We start from the raw sequence: 21115 nt of genomic DNA on the forward strand, positions 1-21115 counted from the left end.
GGCGGGCCGGGGCTACCGGCCGGCGGTGATTCCGTATTCCTCGGGGGACCAGACGTCCTCCCGGTCCAGGGCCTGCGGCGCGTACTTTCCGAGCGCACTGATCAGCAGCCGGAGTTCCAGCGCCAGACAGTCCACGAAACGGCGGAGTCCGGATTCCCGGTCCTCCGCCACGGCGAGCAGCGCCGCCCGCCCGAGGCCCACCGCGCGGGCCCCCAGGGCCAGGCACTTGACCGCTCGGGCGCCTTCCCAGATCCGCCCGGAGACCAGCAGCGAGGGCGGCGGCTCGACCGCCAGCCGACGCAGGCACTCCGCGAGCGGCAGTCCGACGTGCGGCAGGAACACCCCGGGCGCCCAGCCGGTTCCGCCTTCGGCGCCGTCCACCACGACGGCGTCCGCCCCGGCCTCGTGCGCCACCCGGGCAGCCTCGGCCACGTCCCGGCCGGGGTAGAGCTTCACCCAGATCCGCACCCGCGGGTAGTTGTTGCGCATCAGCCGGATCTGCTGGCGCAGGATCTCCGCGGTGAAGGTGCCCGGGGTGGCGGCGCGCAGCACCCGCCCGTCGCCGAACAACGGGTCCAGCCCGAAGCGGTCGCCCAGCGCGGCGGCGGCCTCGGCCTCCAGCACGGTCATGCCGCCCAGGCCCGGTTTGGCGCCCTGGCCGACCTTCAACTCGAAGGCCAGCCGCCCGGATTCCAGCAGGGGCAGGGCGGCCGGGTCGCTGTGGACGAGGTTCCACACCTCGGCGTCGGCGTCCTCGGTGCTCTGCTGGACGGCCACGCCGCCGAGGCCGTCCGGGAGTTCCTCGGTGTAGGCGCGCAGCCGGCCGAGCAGCGTGCGGTCGGCCGCCTCACCGAGCCGGCCGTAGCCGTTGACCGGCACCACGTTCTCGCCGATCACCATCGGGATGCCGAGCGCCCCGGCCTGCCGGCTCAGCGCCAGCCCGAGGTCACCACCGGCGGCCCGGGTGGAGCCGGTCGCGGAGACGTACACCGGCAGCGCGGAGGCGAACCCGCCGATGGTGGTGGCCAGTTCGACGTCCCGGTAGTCGGGCTCGCGACCGAGGTCGATCAGCTTGGCGAGCCGCTGCGGCAGGAACAGCGGCGGGACGATCCGCAGCGCGTCCAGGGCGTCCGGCGCCGGCCGGTCCGCCGCGCCCGACCGGCCGGCGCCGAACAGCACGTGTCCGTACTCCTCGGCGGGCGGAAAGGCGGCGGCGGCCCCGGCGCGGGCCCGCTGCCGGACCTCCTCCTCCGGGAATCCCGGCGCGCTGAGGTCGCTCACGGGGACACCACCCCGGCGATCTTCGGGAAGGCGCTGGCCTGCCAGACGGCGTCCAGCCCGGCGACGTACCGGGTGAGCCGCTCGACCCCGATGCCGAAGCCCGCGCTGGCCGGTACGCCCTCGCGCACCAGGTCCAGGTACCAGCGGTACTTCTGCGGGTTCTCGCCGGTCTCCCGCATCCGGGTGACGATCTCCGCGTAGTCGTTGGTGCGCTGGCTGCCGCTGCACAGTTCGCCGTAGCCCTCGGGTGCCAGCAGGTCGAAGTTGCGCAGCAGGCCCGGGTCGTCGGGGTGCTCGCGGTCGTAGAAGCCGCGCGAGCCCTTCGGGTAGTCGGTGACGAAGAACGGACGGTCCCGCCGGGCGGACAGCAACGCCTCGCCCTCCCAGTCGAGTTCGGCCTCGGCGCGCTGCGGGTGCCCGATGCCCTGGAGTTCGGCGACCGCCTCGGCGTGCCGGATGCGGCCGAAGGAGCCCCGCAGCAGTTCGGCGAAGGCCAGCCGGTCCCGGCCGAGTTCGGCGAACTCCTTGGGGAGCGCGCGGACGGTGCTGTCGACCATGTGCACCACCAGGTCCTCGGCCAGCTGGACGACGTCGTCCCGGCTCGCGCCGGCGACCTCCACGTCCAGCTGGTGGAACTCGGCGAGGTGGCGGTTCGTCCCGGCGGTCTCCAGCGGTTCCAGGCGGACGTTCGGGGCGATGCAGAAGATCTTGTCGAAGGCGAGCAGCGAGGCCTGCTTGTACAGGATCGCGCTGGTCATCAGCTTGTAGCGGTGGCCGTAGAAGTCGATGTCCACCTGCTTGGAGCCGCGCGCACCGGGATCGGTGACGGGGCCGATGATCGGCGGCAGCAGTTCGGTGAAGCCCCGGCCGCGCAGGAACTCGCGGGCCGCGGTGAGCAGGTGCTGCTGGATCCGGAGCGCGCTGCGGGTGGCCGGCGCGGTCAGGTGCCGGCCCGGGTCGGTCGGCGGCAGAGGCGTGGCGTCGGGCATGGTCGGGTCCTCTTCTCTCGTTCTCTCGTGGAGCGTGAGCGTGGAGCGTGGTTTCTCGGCGGGCGCTTCACCGGACGTCTCACCCGGCGCCTCACCGGCCGGCGGGCAGGCCCCGGGGTGCGGGTGCGGGCGGGCGTTCGGCCCGCCCGTCGTAGCGCTGCTGGACCTGGGAGAGCGCGGCCAGCAGCCCGGCCGAGCCGAGGATCGGCGCGCGGCCGCCCTCGGCGAGCCCGGCGATCGGCATCGAGCCGACGGCGGACCACAGCAGCCGTCCGTCCGGGCCGATCGAGCTGCGCGTCCGCCCGGCGTTGTCGGGGTGCAGGCAGTACGGCACGTCCAGGTAGCCGGCCGCGAACGCCCGCACCAGGGCCCGTCCGACGTCGGTGTCCAGGTCGAGCACCGCGCCGATCAGGGCCCTGGCCTCGGCCTCGATCCCGGTGTCCGGCGGGGCGGCGGGCCGGGGGCGGGCGCGTTCCGCCGTGGCGGCCGCGGCGGCGGTCTCCAGCGCCCGGACGTTCTCGGCGACGGTCGGGATGCGGTGTGCCTCGGCCGTGGTCTTGACGATCAGCCGGGCGGCGCCGCCGCGCACCGCGAGCCGCGCGGCGTCCTCCAGCAGCAGCCGGGCGCCGTCGGGCGAGCGCGGGTACACGCCCATGTACGCGTACACCACGAGGTGCCGGTCGACGTCCGCGAGCAGTTCGCCCGCGATCCGGCCGAGCGCGGCCAGCGCCTCCTCGTCCTGGCGGGCGTTGGCCTGCTGGGCGTAGCTGAGCGAGATGCTGCGCAGCCCGTGCTGGCGGAAGAACAGCGCCTCCAGGACGCTGATGGCGATCAGCAGCGAGGGCGGGCAGAGCTGACCCATCATGCAGCCGCCGAACGTCTCCAGGTGCGGATCCGCACCGAACTCCCGCATGGAAGACAGGAGTTCGCAGCTGCGCTGCCAGCGGGCCACCGCCTCGTGCAGCGGGGTGCGGCCGTACGGCAGGCAGTAGGAGACCGGTCCGCCCTCGGTGGCGTCCAGGCCGGCCGCCAGCAGCGCCCCGATGATGTGCTCCGGCGCGGCCGAGCCGTGCCGGACCTGCACCGGGAAGCCCGCGTCCGCCACCCCGGCCAGGACCGCCCTGGTGACCTCGACCGGGTGGGTGGCGATCGGGTAGCCGTTGAGGCCGGCCCCGGCGGCCAGTGCCCGCCGCGCGGCGTCGAGGTCGCCGGTGCGGGTGTAGCTGTCCAGGGTGATGGTGCCGACGGTGACGGCGGCCGCCGCCCGGGTGGCGAGCAGGCCCTCCCGCATCCGGGCCGCCTGTGCCATCCCCATCCGGGGCTGGACCACCAGGGCGCCGGCCTCCGCGGCCTGCGCCACGAACGCGCCGAAGCTCGTCACAGCAGGACCCGGGAGCGCAGCCCGTCGACGAACTCGCGGAACCCGGCCACCGCGGAGCCCTCCTCGAAGACCCGGTCGAAGCCGGCCGCGAGCAGTGTGCGCTCGCGGTCGGGGTCGTCGGTTCCGGCGATGCCGAGCTTGCCGCCGATGACCGTCGGGGTGCGCCGCAGTTCCGGGCAGGCGCGCAGGGCCGGGATCACCCGCAGCCCTTCCTGGTACCCGTGCCCGTTGACGCTGCTGACCACGATCAGGCCCGGTTCGATCCGGCGGCATTCGGAGATCAGCAGGGCGTCGGGGACGCACGCGCCCAGGTTCGTCACCCGGTGGCCCATTTCCTCCAGCAGCAGTTGCAGGAACACCAGGTTCCAGGTGTGCGAATCCGAGGCCGTCGTCGTCACGACGACGTCCGGTCTGCTCTCTCCCGCGTTTCCGTACTCCACAGCCCAGCCCTCGTCGGTAGCGATCGTCGATGGAATTCCGCCGACGCCCCTGCCGGCGGCCCGGGAATTCCGGCGCGTATTCCGCGGCGGTCCAGCCCCACGGAGAACGCTAGGAACGATCGGGCCCGGCGACCGGCAGCTCGTGCGGCAAGATGCGGGCAAGAAGCGGCAGTATCGACACCCGGCCGGCCGCCGCGCGGTCAGCCCGCGACGGCGAGCAGCTGGACGTCCGCGGCCGGCGCGAACCGGTGCCCGGGCTCCTCCCGGAGCAGGCGGCGGCACACGTTGAGCACCGTGAAGCGCACCCCGTCGCGGGCGGGCACGCTGCGGATCAGTCCGCGCGACAGCAGTTCGTGCACCGTCGCCAGGCAGGTCTGCGGCGCCCAGCCGCTGCGGACCACCGCGTCCTCCCCCGACCAGTCCCCGGGCTCGTCCACGAGCACCTCCAGCAGGGCCCGCTGGCGCTCCGTCAACCGCTGGATCGCCGGCTCCACCTCGTCCCGGACGTCGCCGCGCGTGCCGTACACCACCGGCGGTGCCGCCAGCGTGAACGGGCCGGCCGACAGCCGGGCCAGCAGCTGGGCGGTGGACTGCACCAGCGTCCACCCCGCCGCGCGCTCCAACGCCCCCGGCAGGCCGTCCAGCTGGCGGCAGAGCGCGGCCACGGCGGGGGCCTCGGAGCGCTCCAGGGTGTAGCCGGGGCGCAGCCGGCGCAGGTGCGAGAGCAGCAGCCGGACGGCGCCGATCTGCGCCAACGCCTCGGGTTGGGAGTCGAGTTCGGGGGACGGTACGGGCAGCGGGGCGAGCGGGACGACCTGCCCGCCCGGCAGCGGCCAGGCCTCCCGGGCGGTGATCAGCACCCGCAGCCCGGGGCAGTGGTGGAACAGCCCGTCCAGCCGGTCGGCGTCCACCCCGCCGTCGGCGCCGTCCAGCACCAGCAGGGCGGGCCGGTCGCCGATGTCCCGGACGATGTCGTCCACCCGGCCGTGCCAGGGGGCCGAGTCGCCGGAGCAGTCCACCCAGCGCACCGACCAGCAGGCGGCCAGGTGCAGGCGGCGGGCCACCTCCAGGGCGAGCCGGGTCTTGCCGACCCCGCCGAGCCCCACCAGCGAGACCAGCCGGTCCCCGTGCACGGCGAAGGCGTCGGACAGCACCTCGGCCTCCATCTCCCGGCCGACGATGGCCCCCCGCGCCACCGGCGGGGCGACCGGCGCCACGGCCGCCGGCTCATCGGCGAGCGGGTGCCGACGGGCGGCCTCCTCGAAGTCCGCCCGGCTGCGGCCCTCCAGCCGCAGCGCGTCCGCCAGCAGCCGGACGGTCTCGTTCCGAGGCCGTCTCACCCGGCCGCTCTCCATGTCCCGGATGGCCCGCACGCTCAGGGTGGCGTGATCGGCCAGGCACTGCTGGGTCAGGCCGATCCGCTCGCGCCGCACCCTCAGCTGCTCTCCGAAGCCCGTCGCCGTCCTCACCGCTTGCACCCACTGTCCGCCGTCCATGCCTCGTCTGCCCTTCGTGGTCCGGACTCCTGATAGGGGGTCGGGACCAGTGGCGGCATCAGCGCTGGGCACCCGCGCGGTCCGTGGTCCGACCGCGTGGAACCCGGTGGTCAGGCTGTGGCCTCCGAACCGGTCCCCTCCGGTTCCAGATGCTCCAGGCTCCCCGTCTACGCCCGATCAACGGCCGATCACCGGCCCCACCCACGACCTTCACCCGGGCCTCACAGCCCATCCGACGCCCTGACGGCCGTCGGATGCCCGCCTCCTCCGGCTCGTCGGAGCCGGGGCGACCGCACTGCTCGACGGAGGCTGCGCGGGAGGCCCGCCCGCGCCGCGGAACGGGTTCAGCCCGTGCTCCGGCGGCCGGGGTCCGCCGCGTCGCCCGGGGCCGGGCTCCGGCCGTTCTCCGGTGCGGGTACGTCGAGTTCGGCGAGCATCCCGCGGGTGAAGCCGAAGAAGTACGTCGCCAGGAAGCCCGTCACGTACCCCGTCACCAGGCCCGCGGCGTAGACGGCCGCACTCGCCGCGAACCCGTGCGGGCCGGCCAGCAGCGGGAACAGGGCCCAGCCGGAGGGGCCGATCGCGGTCGAGCCGACGGCGGTACCGAGTTGGCCCAGGAACCCGACGACGGCCCCGCCGCAGGCCCCGCCCACGCAGGCCGTGACGAACGGGCGGCCGAGCGGCAGCGAGACGCCGTAGATCAGCGGCTCGCCGACGCCGAGGAGGCCGGCGGGCAGTGCGGACCGGATGGTCGCGCGGATCGAGGGGTTGCGGCGCAGCCGCGCGTACACCGCCAGGGCGCAGCCGACCTGGCCGGCCCCGGCCATGGCGAGGATCGGCAGCAGCACGGTGGAACCCTGCTGTGCGATGAGGGTGGTGTGGATCGGGATCAGCGCCTGGTGCAGGCCGAGCATGACCAGCGGGAGGAACATGCCGCCGAGCACCAGCCCGGCGAGGGCTCCGCCGTGGGCCAGCAGCCAGGTGGCGAGGTCGCCGATCCCGGTGGAGACCTCCCCGGCGACGAACATCAGGCCGAACAGGGCGACCAGGCCGGTGACGAGGACGGTGACCATCGGGGTGAGGAGGACGTCCAGGGCGTCGGGCATCACGCGCCGGGTCCACCGTTCCACCTGGACCGCCAGCAGCGCGGCGCCGAGCGCCCCGAGCACACCGCCCTGGCCGGGCGCGAGGTGGTGCCCGAAGGCCTCCACCTTGGCGACCCCGGCGTAGACGGTCACGCAGGCCACGGCGGCACCGAGGATCGGTGTGCCGCCGAACTCCTTCGCCGTGTTGTAGCCGACGAAGACGGCGATCAGGGACATGAACCCCGAGGAGATCGCGGCGAGGGCCGGGACCAGCCCGGTGGCCCAACCGAGGTTGGCGAGGGCCCCGTTGACGCCCGCGACGATGCCGCAGCCGATCAGGGCGGGGATCAGCGGCACGAAGATGTTCGCGACCCGGCGCAGCAGGAGTCTGACCGGTGTCGCATTCCTGGCCCCGGCCTGTGCCCTGAGTCGCGCGCCGCGCCGGGCGAGCTCCCCGGCGTCGACGGCGGCTTCGCCTCCGGCGGGCTCCCGGGAGCCCGCGGGCTCCCCGGCACCGCCGGCGGCCCGGGGCGCGGACGCGTCGACGAGCCGCTGGAGTTCGGGCGTGACCCGGGCGACGGTGCCCGGGCCCAGGACGATCTGGTAGGTGTCGTCCTCCACGACGCCGAGCACGGCGGGCAGGGCCCTGAGCGCGTCCTCGTCCACCAGGGAGCGGTCGTTCAGGCCCAGCCGCATCCGGGTCATGCAGTGGGCGACGGAGTGGATGTTGGCGGGGCCGCCGACGAGCGGGAGGATCGCTTCGGCGGTGCCGCGGTGCTTCTCGTCCGGCATGAGGGGCCCCGGGATCCTGGGGGGTGGGGTCGGAAGGCGGCGGGCGGCGCGCTCCCGCGTCGAGTACCCAGCGAACCACTCGGCGGGCCGGCCCGCCAGACGTCCGACACCCGTGTCGTCGCCGAACGTCCCGTCACGGGACGTCTCACCGAAGGATCGCCCGGTCGAGGGGCTCCGGGAGGGCCGCGAGCCGTGGGAGTCGTACGGGAGCGAGTGCCGGAGAACCGTACCGACCGTCCCGCTCCGAACCCCCAGGCGCGGTTAGGCTAACCTTACCTCACCAAGTCGTACGTTTGTCCGCGCCGTTGCGGTCCGACCTCCGGAAGTAGTCCTCACATGCCCCCCGTCCCCAATCGTGCCGTCCGGCCACGCCCCACCGGTCGGCGCGCCGACACCTCGACCGCCGTAGGAGTGCGGTAACCGATGGATCCGATATCGTCCTCCGAGTTCGCAGGCCGCACCGCGCTGGTCACCGGCGCCGCCCAGGGCATCGGAGCCGCCGTCGCCCGCCTGCTGGCCGCACGCGGGGCCCAGGTCGTGGCCTGCGACCTGCGTCCCTCCGATCCGTCGGTCCGCCGGCTCGACGTCACCGACGCCGACGCCGTCGAAGACCTGGTGAACCGGGTCGAACGTGAGCACGCCCCGATCGACATCCTGGTGAACGTGGCCGGCGTCCTGCACGCCGGATCCGTCCTGGACACCAGTGACGAACAATGGCAGCGCACCTTCGCCGTCAACACCACCGGCGTGTTCCACACCTGCCGGTCCGTCGGGCGGCGCATGGCCGAGCGAGGCCGCGGCAGCATCGTCACCGTGGGGTCGAACGCCGCCGGCGTGCCACGGATGAACATGGCGGCCTACGCGGCCTCCAAGGCCGCCACCACGATGTTCATGCGCTGCCTCGGCCTGGAGCTCGCCGGCGCCGGCGTCCGGTGCAACCTGGTCTCGCCGGGTTCGACCGACACCGCCATGCAGCGCTCGCTGTGGACCGACCCGGACGCCGAACGCCGGGTGCTCGACGGCGATCCGGACACCTTCCGGGTGGGTATCCCGCTCGGCCGGATCGCGGACCCCGACGACATCGCCGAGGCCGTCCTGTTCCTCGCCGGCGACCGCGCACGCCACATCACGATGCACGACCTGTACGTCGACGGCGGAGCCACCCTGCGGGCCTGACCTCCGCCCGGGGCGGTCCCGCGCGGTCCGTCCCACGAGCCCCATCACCCCGGTGCCCTGCGGCGCCGTCAGAACGGAGCACCATGACCACGGCGTTCGAAGCCCGGTCCACCGCCTCGTCCTCCGCGACCTGCGGTGAACTCCTCGCCGCCTACCGCCCGGGACCGGACCGGGCCTTCCTGGCCGGCCCCACCCGGACTCTCCTCGCCGAAGGACGGCACCGGTCCGTACCCGACCCGGCAGCGGCCGGCCGGCTGCTGGCCGAAGCCCGGGCCGACGGCCGCGAGGCGGTCGTGGTCGGGGCGATCCCCTTCTCCCCCGGTCGACCCGCCGAACTCTTCATCCCGGAACGGGTCCGGCACGCGGGCCCGGTCACCGAAGACCTCCCGCGCCCGCCCGTCCCGGCCCCGGCCACCGGCGGCGCGTGGACCAAACGCCCCGTCCCCGCTCCCGAGGGCTACCGCGCCGCCGTCGCCACCGCGGTGCGGCTCATGAACGAGGACCCGGACCTGGCGAAGATCGTCCTCGCCCGCACCCTGGAGCTCACCTCCCCCGGCGGCACCGACATCCCCGCCATGGTGCGGCGGCTGCTGGACCGCGATCCGCGCGGCCACACCTTCGCGGTACCGGCCGGCGGCACCGCCACGCTGATCGGGGCCAGCCCCGAGCTCCTGCTCTCCCGCCGGGGCACCCGCGTGGTGTCCAACCCGCTGGCCGGCTCCGCCGCCCGCAGCACCGACCCGGTGGAGGACCGGCAGCGGGCGGAGGCGCTGATGCGCTCCGGGAAGGACCTCGCCGAGCACGCCTTCGTGGCCGACGCCGTCCGCCGGGCGCTCGCACCCCACTGCGTGGACCTGGTCGTCCCCGAGCGGCCCTCGCTCGTCCGCACGGCGGCCATGTGGCACCTGTCCACGACCGTCACCGGCACCCTGCGCGACCCGTCCACCAGCGCCCTCGACCTCGCGCTGGCCCTGCACCCCACTCCCGCCGTCTGCGGCACCCCGACCGACCGGGCCCGGGACCTCATCGCCGGCCTGGAGCCCTTCGACCGCGGACTCTACGCCGGGGTGGTCGGCTGGGGCGACGCCTCGGGTGACGGCGAGTGGGTCGTCACCCTGCGCTGCGCCGAGGCCGACGGAGACCGGCTCCGGCTGTTCGCCGGCGCCGGGGTCATAGCCTCCTCCGTACCGGAACACGAACTCGCCGAGACCGACGCCAAGTTCCGCACCTTCCTGCACGCCGTCGGACTGAAGGACAGCGAATGAGCCTCTACCCCGAAGAAGCCGCCGAGCGCTACCGGGCGGCCGGCCACTGGACCGGCGAGCCACTGGACGCCATGATCCGCCGCCACGCCGCCACGACACCGGAGCGGGTCGCCGTGACCGACGGCGACCGGCACTGGACCTACGCCGAGCTCGACGCCCGGGCCGACCGGCTCGCCACCGGAATGCTCACCCGCGGGCTGCGCAAGGGCGACCGGGTCGTCCTCCAACTCCCCAACGTGGCCGAGTTCTTCGAGGTGTTCTTCGGCGCGCTGCGGGCCGGCGTGGTGCCCGTGATGGCCCTCCCCGCACACCGCCGGGCCGAGATCACGTACTTCTGCGAGTTCGCCGAGGCCAAGGCGCTGTTCATCGCCGACCGCCACGGCGGCTTCGACTACCGGGATCTGGCCGCCGACGTGTGCGCCGCGGTGCCCGGGCTCGGCGAGGTCTTCGTCGTGGGCGACCCGGCCCGCTTCACCCCGCTCGCCGAGCTGCGCGCGGACGTCCCCGTGGCGCCGACCGACCCGCCGCACTCCGGCGAACTGGCCTTCCTCCAGCTCTCCGGCGGCAGCACCGGCCTGTCCAAGCTCATCCCCCGCTGCCACGACGACTACCTGTACAGCGTGCGCGAGTCCGCGGTGATCTGCGAGCTCTCGGCGGACACGGTGTACCTGTGCGCGCTGCCCGCGGCCCACAACTTCCCGCTCAGCTCCCCCGGCACGCTCGGCACCTTCCACGCCGGCGGACGGGTCGTCCTCGCCCCCGAACCGAGCCCCGAGACCGCGCTGTCCCTGATCGCCCGCGAAGGCGTCACGATCACCGGCGTCGTCCCACCGCTGGCCCTCGCCTGGGCCCAGGCCGCACCGGGCAGCGGGCACGACCTGTCCAGCCTCGCCCTGCTCCAGGTCGGCGGTGCCAAGCTCAGCGAGGAGGCGGCCCGCCGACTCGGCCCGGCCCTCGGGTGCCGGCTCCAGCAGGTGTTCGGCATGGCCGAGGGCCTGGTCAACTACACCCGCCCCGAAGACCCCGAGGACACCGTCCTCACCACCCAGGGCCGGCCGATCTCCCCCGACGACGAGGTCCGGGTCGTCGACGACGAGGACGTCGACGTGCCCGACGGCGAGACCGGGCACCTGCTGACCCGCGGGCCGTACACCATCCGCGGCTACTGGCGGGCTCCCGAGCACAACGCCCGCTCGTTCACCGCCGACGGCTTCTACCGCACCGGCGACATCGTGCGCCGCACGCCCACCGGCCACCTCGTCGTCGAGGGCCGGGCCAAGGACCAGATCAACCGGGGCGGCGAGAAGGTCGCGGCCGAGGAGGTCGAGAACGTCCTGCTCGCCCACCCCGCCGTGCACGACGTCTCCGTCGTCGCCACCCCGGACGAGTACCTGGGCGAGCGCAGCTGCGCCTACGTCATCCTGCGTCCCGGCGCCGACCGGCCGCGCCCCGCCGAGCTCAAGTCCTTCGTCCACGCCGCCGGCCTGGCCGCCTACAAGGTCCCGGACCGCGTCGAGTTCGTCGACGCCTTCCCCAGCACCGGCATCGGCAAGGTCAGCAAGAAGGACCTGCGCACCACCACCCGCTAGCCCAGAAAGGCCACCCGCATGGCTCTGCCCGCCATCGCCCCCTACCGCCTGCCCGGCCCCGAGGACCTCCCCCCTCGCAAGGTGCCGTGGCACGTCAGCCCTTCGCGGGCCGCCGTCCTCGTCCACGACCTGCAGAACTACTTCCTCGGCGCCTTCCCCGCCGAGGGCCCCCCACTGGCCCCGGCCCTCGCCAACACCGCGCGGATCCTGGCGCACGCCCGCACCCTGGGCATGCCCGTGATCTACTCCCACCAGCGCGGCGGCCAGACCCCCGGGGAACGCGGTCTGCAGCTCGACTTCTGGGGGCCGGGCCTGCCCGCCGACCCCCGGGCCCAGGCGGTACCCGACGTGGTCGCACCCGCCGAGCAGGACGTCATGCTGCTCAAGTGGAAGTACAGCGCCTTCGCCCGCACCGACCTCGACCGGATCCTCCACGAGACCGGCCGCGACCAGCTGGTGATCGTCGGCGTCTACGCGCACATCGGGGTCATGATGACCGCCTGCGACGCGTGGACGCGCGACATCCAGGCGTTCGTGGTGGGCGACGCCGTCGCCGACTTCTCCGCCGAGAAGCACCGCGAGGCCCTGCGCTGGGCCGCCGAGAAGTGCGCCGTCGTCCTGACCACCGACGAACTGCTGGAGGAGAAGTGACCACCGCCGAAGGACGCCTGCTCACCGAGCGGGTGACGCTGCGCTACGGCGAGCGCGCCATCGCCACCGAGTTGTCGGTGACGGTGCCGGACGACTCGTTCACCGTGATCGTGGGTCCGAACGCCTGCGGCAAGTCCACCCTGCTGCGCGCCTTCGCCCGCCTGCTCAAGCCCGCCGCGGGCCGGGTGCTGCTGGACGGCGAGCAGATCGGGGCACTGCCCGCCAAGGAGCTCGCCCGCCGGCTCGGACTGCTCCCGCAGAGCTCCACCGCCCCGGACGGCATCACCGTCGCGGACCTGGTGGCCCGCGGACGCTACCCGCACCAGGGCCTGTTCCGGCAGTGGTCGCGGGAGGACGAGCGGATCGTCGCCGAGTCCATGGCGGCCACCAACGTCGACGCCCTCGCCGACCGCTTCGTCGACGAGCTCTCCGGCGGCCAGCGCCAGCGGGTCTGGCTCGCCATGGCCATCGCCCAGCAGACCCCGCTGCTCCTGCTGGACGAGCCGACCACCTTCCTGGACATCGCCCACCAGGTCGAGGTGCTCGACCTGTGCGCACGCCTGCACGAGGAGCAGGGCCGCACCCTGGTCGCGGTGCTGCACGACCTCAACCAGGCCGCGCGGTACGCCAGCCACCTGATCGCCATGCGCGACGGCACGGTGGTCGCCGAGGGCCCGCCCGCCGAGATCGTCACGGCGGCCCTCGTCGAGAAGGTCTTCGACCTGCCCTGCCAGGTGATCGAGGACCCGCAGACCGGCACCCCGCTGGTCGTCCCGCTGGCCCCCGCACGCCGCGGCACCGTCCGGTGACCGCCGCGCCGTACGCGACCCAGGTCCTGCGGGCGGTCCGCGCCGAACGCTCGGACGCGGCGGCGCTGTACGCGCTCTCCGTCCCGTTCATGCGCTCCGGCGCGCTGCGCGAGCGCGCGCCGGACGCCTATCGGCACCCGGCCGACACCTTCCTGGTGGTCCACGGCCAGGGCCCGGACGGCGACCGGTTGGACGCCTGCGTCGCGCTGCGCGCACTGGCCCCGGAGGCCGGCCGGCCCGCCACCGGGCTGCTGCACAACCTGTGCGTCCGGGCTGACCGACAGGGCGCGGGCCAAGGCTCGCTCCTGGTGACGGCCGTCGTCGCCGAGGCCCGCCGCCGGGGCCTGCGCGCCCTGGTCACCGCCACCACCGGCGGCGGCGCGCTCTTCCTGCGCCGCGGCTTCCGGGAGATCCCCGCCTCGGCCGCGCCCCGCGACTGGGCCGCCGGCCTGGACCCGGCCCGGCACTCCCAGGTGTTCACCCGCCTGGTCTGACGGGGCGCCCGGGCGCCGGGTCGCGGCCGGGCACCCGACCGCGACCTCCGATCAGCCGCGCTTGGCGCGCCACTGGCCGAGGATCAGCCAGACCAGGTAGCAGCCGCCGACCACACCGGTGAGCACACCGACGGGCAGCTGGGTGGGGGCCAGCAACCGCTGCGCCGCGAGGTCGCTGAGGGCCAGCAGCAGGGCGCCGAGCAGGGTCGAGCCGAGCAGGTTGGGGCCGGTGGCCCGGGTGAGGCGGCGGACGGCCTGCGGCGCGATCAGCGCGACGAAGGGGATCGGCCCGGCGGCGGCGGTGGCCGCGGCGGTCAGGCCGACGCCGATCAGCACCAGCCACACCCGCGCGCCCTCGGTGCGCACGCCCAGCGAGGACGCCGCGTCGTCGCCCATCTCCAGCATCCGCAGCGGCCGGCCCAGCAGCACGGCCGCCGGGAGCAGCAGGAGCAGCGCGGCCGCCATCGGCCCGCAGTGTTCCCAGCCGCGCGCGTTGAGGCTGCCGGTGAGCCAGACCGCGGCGCTCTGCGCGTCGCTGAAGGAGGCACGGGCGATCAGGTAGGCGTTGAGCGAGGACAGCAGCGAGCTGACGCCGATGCCGACCAGGACCAGTCGGTACCCCTGGGTCCCGCCCCGCCGCGCCAGCAGGTAGACCAGGACGGAGGTGAGCATGCCGCCCACCACCGCACCGCCGGCCACCGCGGCGGCGCTTCCGCCGATGACCAGGATCACCGCCAGGGCGCCGGTCGCCGAACCGACGGTGAAGCCGATGACGTCGGGGCTGCCCAGCGGGTTGCGCGCGAGGGTCTGGAACAGCGAGCCGGCCAGCCCCAGCGCCGCACCGACCAGGAGGGCGGTCAGCAGTCGGGGCAGCCGTACCTCCATGACGATGTACCGGTCGGCCCGGCGGCCGCCGCCGGTCAGCACCTCGACGACGTCGGCGACCGGCATCGGGTAGTCGCCGGCGGTCAGCGACCAGACGGCGGTGGCCACGAGCGCCACGAGGAGGACCACGGAGACCACGGTGGCCCGGCGGTGCCAGCGCAACGACAGGCCGCCGGGGAGCCGGACGGCGGCCAGCGGGACGGCGCCAGGACGGCCGGCGGCCGACCCGGCCGCGCGCGCGGCGGGGGTGGTGGGTACGGCGGTCGGCTCGACCGCGGTGGGGCTGTTCACAGTTGGGCGATCCTCCGGCCGCGTACCAGGGCGATGAAGAGCGGGGCCCCGATGAACGCGGTGACGACGCCGACCTGGAGCTCCGCCGGACTCAGCAGGAGCCGGCCCACGATGTCGGAACCGAGCAGCAGCACCGGGGCGAAGACGGCCGACAGCAGCATGATCCAGCGCTGGTCGGGCCCGCAGACGTGACGGGCCAGGTGCGGAACGGCCAGGCCGACGAAGGCGATCGGCCCGACGGCCGCGGTGGCCGCCCCGCAGAGCAGGGTGATCGCGACCAGGCTGAGCAGCCTGGTCCGACCGGGGTTGGCGCCGAGCGCGTGCCCGGCGTCGTCACCGAGGGCCAGCGCGTTGAGCGGCCTGGCCAGTGCGAGCGCCAGGACGCCGCCCACCACCAGGAACGGCAGGACCTGCCCGACGACGGCGCCGTCGACACCGGCGAGGGTGCCGACCTGCCAGAAGCGGAACCGGTTCAGGGTCAGCGGGTCGAGCAGGATCAGCCCGTTGACGAAGGCGGTGAGCACGGCGGTGACGGCGGTGCCGGCCAGCGCGAGCCGGGCCGGCGTCGCCGAGGCCCGGCCGCTGCCGCCGAGGAGCTGCACGATCAGCGCGGCGACGGCGGCGCCGGCCAGCGCGAACCAGACGAAGGCGCCGAAGGACTTCAGCTCGAACAGCGCGGTGCCGGCCGCGACGGCCGCCGCGGCGCCGCCGTTGATGCCGAGCAGGCCCGGGTCGGCCAGCGGGTTGCGGGTGAGCGCCTGCATCATCGCCCCGGAGATGCCGAGGGCGGCGCCCACGGCGATGCCCAGCATGGTCCGGGGGATGCGGGAGTGGTGCACCACGATCCAGTCCTCGGAGGACGGTTCACGGTGCAGCAGGACGTGCAGCACCTGCCCCGGGGAGACGGAGCGCGCGCCGATCGCGATGCTGGCGAGGACCAGCAGCGCGAGCAGCAGGAGCGCCCCCAGCAGCCAGGCGGCACGTCGGGCGGTGCCGGGCCGCCCCCGGGGCACGGGCGCCGTGGCGGCGGGGGCGGCGGGCTGGTCAAGGGTTTCGACGGTCATGCGTGCTGCTGGTGCTCGTCCTCGTGGTGGTCGTGGTTGGCCACGCCACGCTTCCAGTAGCCGTCGACGTCGACCTGGTTCTTGGTCAGACCGCAGTCGTTGCGCAGGTAACGGCGGATCGGCTTGAGGGTGTTCGCCTCGCCGGCGACCCAGGCGAAGCCCATGCCCCCGGGCAGTTCCGCGGCCCGGATCGCCTGCTCCAACAGGTCGGTGCTGCCGACCGCGGCGTCGCCCCGGTGCAGCCAGGTGACGGTGGCGTCGGCGGAGGTCGCGAGGACCTGCTCGTGCTCGGGGCCGGGGACCTCGACGAAGGCCAGGACCTTGACGCCGGCGGGCAGCAGTTCCAGCCAGCGGGCCAGTGCGGGCAACGCGGTCTCGTCGGCGCCCAGCAGGTACCAGTCGTGGACGAAGGGGATCTCCTCGGAGCCGCGTGGGCCGAACACGCCCAGGCGCATGCCGGGCTCGGCCGCCGCCGCCCAGGTGGAGCCGATGCCGGTCCCGTGCAGGACCATGTCGATGTCCAGCTCGTGGGCCTCGCGGCGGTAGCCGCGGACGGTGTAGTCGCGGGTCAGCGGCTCGGACATGCCCTCGGGGGCGTCCATCCAGGTGTCGTTCTCGACGATCGGCTCGACCGGCAGGTCGGCGCCCGGCTCGGCGAAGCAGAGCTTCACGTGGTCGGTGGGCGCCTGCTCGCAGAAGCCCTCCAGCGCGTCGCCGTGGAACGTCACCCGGACCGTGCCCGGGCTGACCCTGGTGACCTGCTTGACCTCCAGCAGGCGGTACTTGAGCGGATGGCGGACTATTCGCATGCGCGGCGGCGCCGTGTCGGTGTTCATCGGTCAGCCCAATCCGTGAAGAGAGCGTGCAGGCCCGGACAGCCCTGTGCCGCCGGCCCGAGGGAAGCCGGGACGGCGGCACAGGGCGATCGTTCGATTAGGTTAGCCTAACCTGCAGTTCGGAGACCAGCGGGGTTCCGTCCCCCGGACCGTCTCCCGCCGGGCCTTCGCCCGCCGGACCGTCACTCACCAGACGTCCCCCGTCCAGCCGCACCACCCGGGGCAGCCGGGCGATGGTCGCCGGGCGGTGGGCGATGACCACCAGGGTGCAGTCGGCGCGCAGTTCGTCGAGCGCGTGCTCCAGCCGGCCCGCGGTCACCGGGTCGATGTCGGCGGTCGCCTCGTCCAGGACCAGGACCGCCGGGTCGGCGAGGACGGCGCGCACCACGCCCAGGATCTGCCGCTCCCCCGCCGAGAGGTTGCCGCCGCGCTGGCCGACCTCGGCGTCCAGCCCGCCGGGCAGGTCGGCCAGCCACTCCCGCAGGCCCAGCTGGTCGACGGTCCGCTCGATCCGGGCCCGGTCGGGCGCGCCCTGAACCAGCGCGAGGTTGTCCGCGATGGTCCCGGAGACCAGCCGCACCTCCTGCGGCACCAGGACGATCCGGCGGCGCAGCTCCTCCTCCGGAATGTCCGTCAGATCGGTGCCGGCGAAGGTGACGCAGCCGCCGTCGGGCTCGTAGAGGCCGCAGAGCAGCTTGGACAGGGTGGTCTTGCCGGAGCCGGTCTCACCGACCACGCCGGTGCGGCTGCCCTGGGGGAGGTCCAGGGTGATGCCGTGCAGGTCGAGGCCCTCGGCGCGGTAGCGGTAGTCGACGGCCACGCAGCGCAGGTCCCCCCGGGCGGGCAGCTTCCCGCTCCGGGCCTGCGCCCCCCGGGCGGGGGCGGTGGTGGCGGCGAGCAGGTCGAGCAGCCGGGCCAGGCCGGTGCGGGCGGTCTGCACCTCGCCGACGAGCTGCGAGAGGTCGGCGAAGGAGTCGAAGAGGTTGCGGCTGGCGATCACGAAGACCACCACGGTGCCGACGCTCACCGCGTCCCGGGTGACCAGCCAGCCGCCGACCACGAGCAGCACGACCAGGGCGGCGCCCTCGATCAGGCTGACCAGGTCGATCCGGTTCTCCACCCGCAGCGCCCGGCGGGCGGCCCGCACGGCGTGCCGGTTCTCGCGCTCGAAGCGGGCGCTCCAGCCGGTCAGGCCCCGGGAGGTCTGCAGCGCCTCACGGGCGGTCAGGGTCTCGGAGAAGGTGGCGGCGACCGTCGCCTCGGCGCCGGCCTTGCCGCCGAAGGCCGCCGCGGCGTCCCGCTGGAACCACCGGGTGACCAGCAGGGTCAGCGGCAGGAACACGGCGAGCTGGACGAGCAGCAGCACCCAGGAGTAGCCGACCAGCATGATCAGGGTGAAGGCCAGGGTCGCGACCGCGGAGACCAGGTTGCGCAGGTGCAGCCGGACGAACGCGGCGAGCGCGGCGACCTCGCCGGTGGCCCGGCGCAACAGCTCGCCGCTGCGGTGGGTCTCCAGGAAGCGCAGCGGGGCGGTGGCGAGGTTCTCCACGGCCTGCTCGCGCAGGGTGCGCACGACGTTCTCGCCGCCCTTGATGAGCAGCAGTTCGCCGACCCGGGCGAGGACCAGCTGGACGAGGCCGAGTCCGACCAGCAGGGCCACCGCGAGGCCGAGGCCGCCGCGGTCGCGGCTGTCGAGGGAGTTGACGGCCAGGCCGATCAGCGGGGCGACGGCGACCAGCGCGGCGGAGTCGGCGAGGCCGACGCCGAGGGCGATGCCGAGACGGGTGCGGTGCGGGCGCAGGTAGGGCATGGCCCGGCGCAGCACCGCCCGTTCGTCCGCCTCCTCCTGGAGCAGGGGCTGTTCAGCCACGGGCCACCTCCATGGCGTCCGGGGTGGTCAGGGCGTCGGGTGCGTCGGGGTCGGGCTCGCCGCCGCGCGCGGACTCCAGGGTCAGCACCCGGTCCGCGGCGTCCAGCACGGCGGACCGGTGGGTGGCGAACAGGACGGTCCGCTCGCCTCCGGCCCAGGCGCGCAGCCGGTCGAGGACTGTTCGTTCGGTGCTGGTGTCCAGGGCGGAGGTGGAGTCGTCCAGCAGCAGGAGGGTCGGGTCGCCGAGCAGGGCCCGGGCGATCGCGAGGCGCTGCACCTGGCCGCCCGAGAGCGCGGTGCCGCCCTCGCCGAGCTCGGTGTCGTAGCCGTCCTGCATCGCGGTGAGCTGGTCGTGGATGCCGGCGGTGCGGCAGGCCTCCTGGAGGTCCGCCAGGTCGATGTCCCGGCCCAGCCGCAGGTTGTCGGCGACGGAGCCGGAGAGCAGCACCGGCCGCTGGGCGACGTAGGCGATGCGGGTGCGGACCTGGTCCAGGCGGGCCCGGCGCAGGTCGGTGCCGCCGTAGCGGACGGTGCCCTGGTCGGGGTCGTCGAGGCGGACGGCGAGCCGCAGCAGCGTGCTCTTGCCGGAGCCGGTGGCGCCGGAGACGGCGACGAACTCGCCGTGGCCGACGGCGAGGTCGACCGGGCCGAGGACGGTGCGGCCGTCCCGGACGGCGGTGACGCCGGTGAACTCCAGCGTGCCGTGCGCGGGCAGGTCCTCGGCCAGGTCGGCCGGCGGGTCGGCGACGACGGGGCTGATGGACAGGGCTTCGTCGATGCGGGCGGCGGCGACGTCGGCCTGCCCGCGCTCCAGGAGCCGGTCGACCAGGACCCGGGTGGCGAGGGTGACGATGGCCATCCAGGTCGTGAAGGCGACGAGTCCGCCGGTGTCGAGGCGGCCGTCGAGGACGGCGAGCCCGCCGAAGCCGACTCCGGCCGCCACCGCGAGGCGCGGGACGAAGGGGGCGACGGCGGCCCAGCTGGCCTCGATCCGGGCCGCGGTGACGGTGCGCTCGGTGACCTCGGCGCTGGCCGTGTGGTGGCGTTCGACCAGCGGCCGGTGCCCGCCGGTGCCACGCAGCCCGGTGCCGATCTGGAGCAGGTCGGCGACGGTGTCGGCGCGGCTGCCGTGGGCCTTGGCGAGTTCACCGCTGGCGGCGGCGAAGCGGCGCGGGAAGTGCAGGTTGACCCAGATCAGGAAGGGCAGGGTGCCCAGGGTCACCAGCAGCAGGCTGAGGTCGAGCATGGCGATGGCGGGCAGCACGGTGATGAAGGTGGTGCCCAGGACGACCCAGATGGAGAGTCCGTGCACCCACTCGCGCACCAGGTCGGTGTCACGGGTGGCGCGCATCGCGAGGTCGCCGTGGCCGCGCGAGGCGAGGGCGGCCCGGTCCAGCCCGGAGAGGTGGTGGAGCAGCCGGGAGCGCAGGTCGGCGCCGACCTTGGCGTCGGCGTAGCCCGCCCAGTACTGCCAGCCGTAGAGGCCGACGAACTGGACGAGGGCGGCGAGCGCGGTGGCGCCGGCCCAGGTCAGCACGGCTCCGCTGTCGTTCTTCTGGAAGCCCTCGTCGATCGCTTTCTGGACGCACCAGGGCACGGCGAGCAGGGCGAGCTGGCGGACCGCGGCGGCCACCATGGCGGCGGCCACCGTCCTGCGGTGGGGCCGGATCGAGCCGCGCAGCAGGGCCTTGGCCCGGCGGCAGCGCTCGACTGAGAGGGCCCCGGGTTCCAGTTCCTCGGCGGCTAGTTGCTCGGCGGTCAGGCCGTCGGGCGGCCCTGCGGCGGGTTCTGGCTGGTGGGTGCTCACGGCGATGGCCATCCGTCGGGTCTCGGCGGGGAACGATGCGGGCGGGGACGGCGCGTGGCCGTCCCCGCCCGGGCGGGTCAGGAGGCTGCGGCCTCGGTGCGCGCGATCAGGCTGGCCGGGCGCAGGTCGGTCCAGTTGGCGTCGATGTACTCGGTGCACGCCTGGCGGGTGTCCTCGCCGTGCACGACCGTCCAGCCGGCCGGGACCTCGGCGAAGGTGGGCCACAGGGAGTGCTGGTTCTCGGCGTTGACGAGCACGAGGTAGCGGGCGTCATCGTCCTCGAAGGGGTTGGTGGCGCTCATCTGGTTCTCCTTGGGATTCGTGTGGCGAAGGGTCGGTCGCGGTCAGACGGAGCAGGCGGTGCCGTCGCCCGGGTCCGCCCCGAGGGCGGTGTGGACCAGACGGTCCACCAGGAAGTCGGCGAGGGCGGCGACGGTCGGCCTGGCGAGCAGGTCGGCCAGGCAGAGGTCGCCCTCGAACTCCTCGCGCAGCCGCTGGAGCAGCGACATGGCGAGCAGCGAGTGGCCGCCGAGATCGAAGAAGTTCTCGTCGATGCCGAGCGAGGGCAGGCCCAGCACGTGTGCGAACGCCGCGTGCACCGCCTTCTCGCTCGGGTACCGGGGTTCGCGCTGCGATCCGGCGGTCGTGTAGTCCTCGGCTCCCGGCTCCGGCAGGGCCTTGCGGTCGAGCTTGCCGTTGACGGTCAGCGGCAGCGCGTCCAGCACGACGAACGCCGACGGGACCATGTACTCGGGCAGGCGGGCCGCCAGCATACGCCGGAGCTCGGTGACCTCGATAAGGGTACCCTCACCTGGGACCAGGTAGGCGGCGAGGCGCTTGACGCCCGGGGTGTCCTCACGGACCACCACCGCCGCCTGCGCCACCTCCTCGTGCGCCGCGATCGCGTCCTCGAT

At 74.5% G+C, this 21115-nt stretch carries 19 protein-coding genes; 6 read left to right on the forward strand and 13 right to left on the reverse strand.

All coding sequences use genetic code 11. From position 1 onward, the window contains the following. Window positions 1-12: 12 nt before the first annotated feature. The 6 genes from ABT015_RS35165 to ABT015_RS35190 all read right to left on the reverse strand — a co-directional run bounded on the left by ABT015_RS35165 (window position 13) and on the right by ABT015_RS35190 (window position 7464). Window positions 13-1281, reverse strand: a complete 1269-nt coding sequence (locus ABT015_RS35165) for a glutamate synthase-related protein (RefSeq protein ID WP_350886570.1) — start codon at window positions 1279-1281, stop codon at window positions 13-15. After that, on the reverse strand, window positions 1278-2270 hold the full coding sequence (locus ABT015_RS35170; protein WP_350886573.1) for an asparagine synthetase A: 993 nt from the start codon (window positions 2268-2270) through the stop codon (window positions 1278-1280). The genes ABT015_RS35165 and ABT015_RS35170 overlap by 4 nt, the downstream gene beginning before the upstream one ends. Window positions 2271-2361: 91 nt before the next feature. Continuing rightward, window positions 2362-3651: a methylaspartate mutase gene (locus ABT015_RS35175; protein WP_350886576.1), complete on the reverse strand. Its 1290-nt coding sequence runs from the start codon at window positions 3649-3651 to the stop codon at window positions 2362-2364. Next, on the reverse strand, window positions 3648-4049 hold the full coding sequence (locus tag ABT015_RS35180; RefSeq protein ID WP_402451820.1) for a cobalamin B12-binding domain-containing protein: 402 nt from the start codon (window positions 4047-4049) through the stop codon (window positions 3648-3650). The genes ABT015_RS35175 and ABT015_RS35180 overlap by 4 nt, the downstream gene beginning before the upstream one ends. A 242-nt stretch (window positions 4050-4291) precedes the next feature. Further along, window positions 4292-5560, reverse strand: coding sequence for a helix-turn-helix domain-containing protein (locus ABT015_RS35185; RefSeq protein ID WP_350886582.1), 1269 nt, complete (start codon window positions 5558-5560; stop codon window positions 4292-4294). Window positions 5561-5931: 371 nt separating this feature from the next. Further along, on the reverse strand, window positions 5932-7464 hold the full coding sequence (locus ABT015_RS35190) for a PTS transporter subunit EIIC (protein WP_350886584.1): 1533 nt from the start codon (window positions 7462-7464) through the stop codon (window positions 5932-5934). Window positions 7465-7887: 423 nt separating this feature from the next. Here ABT015_RS35190 and dhbA point away from each other — a divergent pair, with 423 nt between their 5' ends. The 6 genes from dhbA to ABT015_RS35220 all read left to right on the forward strand — a co-directional run bounded on the left by dhbA (window position 7888) and on the right by ABT015_RS35220 (window position 13448). Next, a complete protein-coding gene (dhbA, locus tag ABT015_RS35195; RefSeq protein ID WP_350886587.1) occupies window positions 7888-8640 on the forward strand; it encodes a 2,3-dihydro-2,3-dihydroxybenzoate dehydrogenase in 753 nt (250 codons plus the stop codon). 83 nt (window positions 8641-8723) lie between these two features. Next, window positions 8724-9905, forward strand: a complete 1182-nt coding sequence (locus ABT015_RS35200; protein WP_350886590.1) for an isochorismate synthase — start codon at window positions 8724-8726, stop codon at window positions 9903-9905. Beyond that, window positions 9902-11494, forward strand: a complete 1593-nt coding sequence (locus tag ABT015_RS35205) for a (2,3-dihydroxybenzoyl)adenylate synthase (protein ID WP_350886592.1) — start codon at window positions 9902-9904, stop codon at window positions 11492-11494. Before ABT015_RS35200 ends, ABT015_RS35205 begins: the two co-directional genes overlap by 4 nt. A gap of 18 nt (window positions 11495-11512) precedes the next feature. Next, window positions 11513-12145: an isochorismatase family protein gene (locus ABT015_RS35210; protein ID WP_350886595.1), complete on the forward strand. Its 633-nt coding sequence runs from the start codon at window positions 11513-11515 to the stop codon at window positions 12143-12145. Beyond that, window positions 12142-12954, forward strand: a complete 813-nt coding sequence (locus tag ABT015_RS35215) for an ABC transporter ATP-binding protein (RefSeq protein WP_350886598.1) — start codon at window positions 12142-12144, stop codon at window positions 12952-12954. Before ABT015_RS35210 ends, ABT015_RS35215 begins: the two co-directional genes overlap by 4 nt. Then, entirely contained in the window at window positions 12951-13448 is a 498-nt protein-coding gene (locus tag ABT015_RS35220) for a GNAT family N-acetyltransferase (protein ID WP_350886601.1), read from the forward strand. Before ABT015_RS35215 ends, ABT015_RS35220 begins: the two co-directional genes overlap by 4 nt. 51 nt (window positions 13449-13499) lie before the next feature. On the opposite strand, the gene ABT015_RS35225 is transcribed toward ABT015_RS35220, so the two are convergent. The 7 genes from ABT015_RS35225 to ABT015_RS35255 form a co-directional block, all read right to left on the reverse strand. Further along, the gene (locus ABT015_RS35225) at window positions 13500-14624 is read right to left on the reverse strand and encodes a FecCD family ABC transporter permease (protein WP_350886604.1); all 1125 of its coding nucleotides are present in this window, start codon (window positions 14622-14624) and stop codon (window positions 13500-13502) included. Continuing rightward, window positions 14621-15688 carry a FecCD family ABC transporter permease gene (locus ABT015_RS35230; RefSeq protein ID WP_350886607.1) on the reverse strand — a complete coding sequence of 356 codons (1068 nt, stop codon included), beginning with the start codon at window positions 15686-15688 and terminating at the stop codon, window positions 14621-14623. The genes ABT015_RS35225 and ABT015_RS35230 overlap by 4 nt, the downstream gene beginning before the upstream one ends. Then, window positions 15685-16524 (reverse strand): siderophore-interacting protein, encoded by an 840-nt coding sequence (locus ABT015_RS35235; protein ID WP_350886610.1) that lies wholly within the window; start codon window positions 16522-16524, stop codon window positions 15685-15687. The genes ABT015_RS35230 and ABT015_RS35235 overlap by 4 nt, the downstream gene beginning before the upstream one ends. Before the next feature lie 97 nt (window positions 16525-16621). Then, on the reverse strand, window positions 16622-18394 hold the full coding sequence (locus tag ABT015_RS35240; protein WP_350886612.1) for an ABC transporter ATP-binding protein: 1773 nt from the start codon (window positions 18392-18394) through the stop codon (window positions 16622-16624). Then, window positions 18387-20213: an ABC transporter ATP-binding protein gene (locus tag ABT015_RS35245; protein ID WP_350886615.1), complete on the reverse strand. Its 1827-nt coding sequence runs from the start codon at window positions 20211-20213 to the stop codon at window positions 18387-18389. The genes ABT015_RS35240 and ABT015_RS35245 overlap by 8 nt, the downstream gene beginning before the upstream one ends. Before the next feature lie 65 nt (window positions 20214-20278). Continuing rightward, a complete protein-coding gene (locus tag ABT015_RS35250; RefSeq protein ID WP_350886618.1) occupies window positions 20279-20503 on the reverse strand; it encodes an MbtH family protein in 225 nt (74 codons plus the stop codon). Between the two features lie 42 nt (window positions 20504-20545). Continuing rightward, window positions 20546-21115: phosphopantetheine-binding protein (locus ABT015_RS35255; protein ID WP_350886620.1), on the reverse strand; the 570-nt coding region annotated here is incomplete at its 5' end.

This window comes from Kitasatospora sp. NPDC094016, assembly GCF_040304045.1.
In the GTDB taxonomy this organism is placed as follows: Bacteria; Actinomycetota; Actinomycetes; order Streptomycetales; family Streptomycetaceae; genus Kitasatospora.

Coding starts and splice junctions, on each gene's coding strand:
- ABT015_RS35170 (WP_350886573.1), bottom strand. CDS start 2,270: ATGCCCGACGCCACGCCTCTGCCGCCGACCGACCCGGGCCGGCACCTG.
- ABT015_RS35190 (WP_350886584.1), bottom strand. CDS start 7,464: ATGCCGGACGAGAAGCACCGCGGCACCGCCGAAGCGATCCTCCCGCTC.
- dhbA (WP_350886587.1), top strand. CDS start 7,888: ATGGATCCGATATCGTCCTCCGAGTTCGCAGGCCGCACCGCGCTGGTC.
- ABT015_RS35200 (WP_350886590.1), top strand. CDS start 8,724: ATGACCACGGCGTTCGAAGCCCGGTCCACCGCCTCGTCCTCCGCGACC.
- ABT015_RS35205 (WP_350886592.1), top strand. CDS start 9,902: ATGAGCCTCTACCCCGAAGAAGCCGCCGAGCGCTACCGGGCGGCCGGC.
- ABT015_RS35210 (WP_350886595.1), top strand. CDS start 11,513: ATGGCTCTGCCCGCCATCGCCCCCTACCGCCTGCCCGGCCCCGAGGAC.
- ABT015_RS35230 (WP_350886607.1), bottom strand. CDS start 15,688: ATGACCGTCGAAACCCTTGACCAGCCCGCCGCCCCCGCCGCCACGGCG.
- ABT015_RS35235 (WP_350886610.1), bottom strand. CDS start 16,524: ATGAACACCGACACGGCGCCGCCGCGCATGCGAATAGTCCGCCATCCG.
- ABT015_RS35245 (WP_350886615.1), bottom strand. CDS start 20,213: ATGGCCATCGCCGTGAGCACCCACCAGCCAGAACCCGCCGCAGGGCCG.
- ABT015_RS35250 (WP_350886618.1), bottom strand. CDS start 20,503: ATGAGCGCCACCAACCCCTTCGAGGACGATGACGCCCGCTACCTCGTG.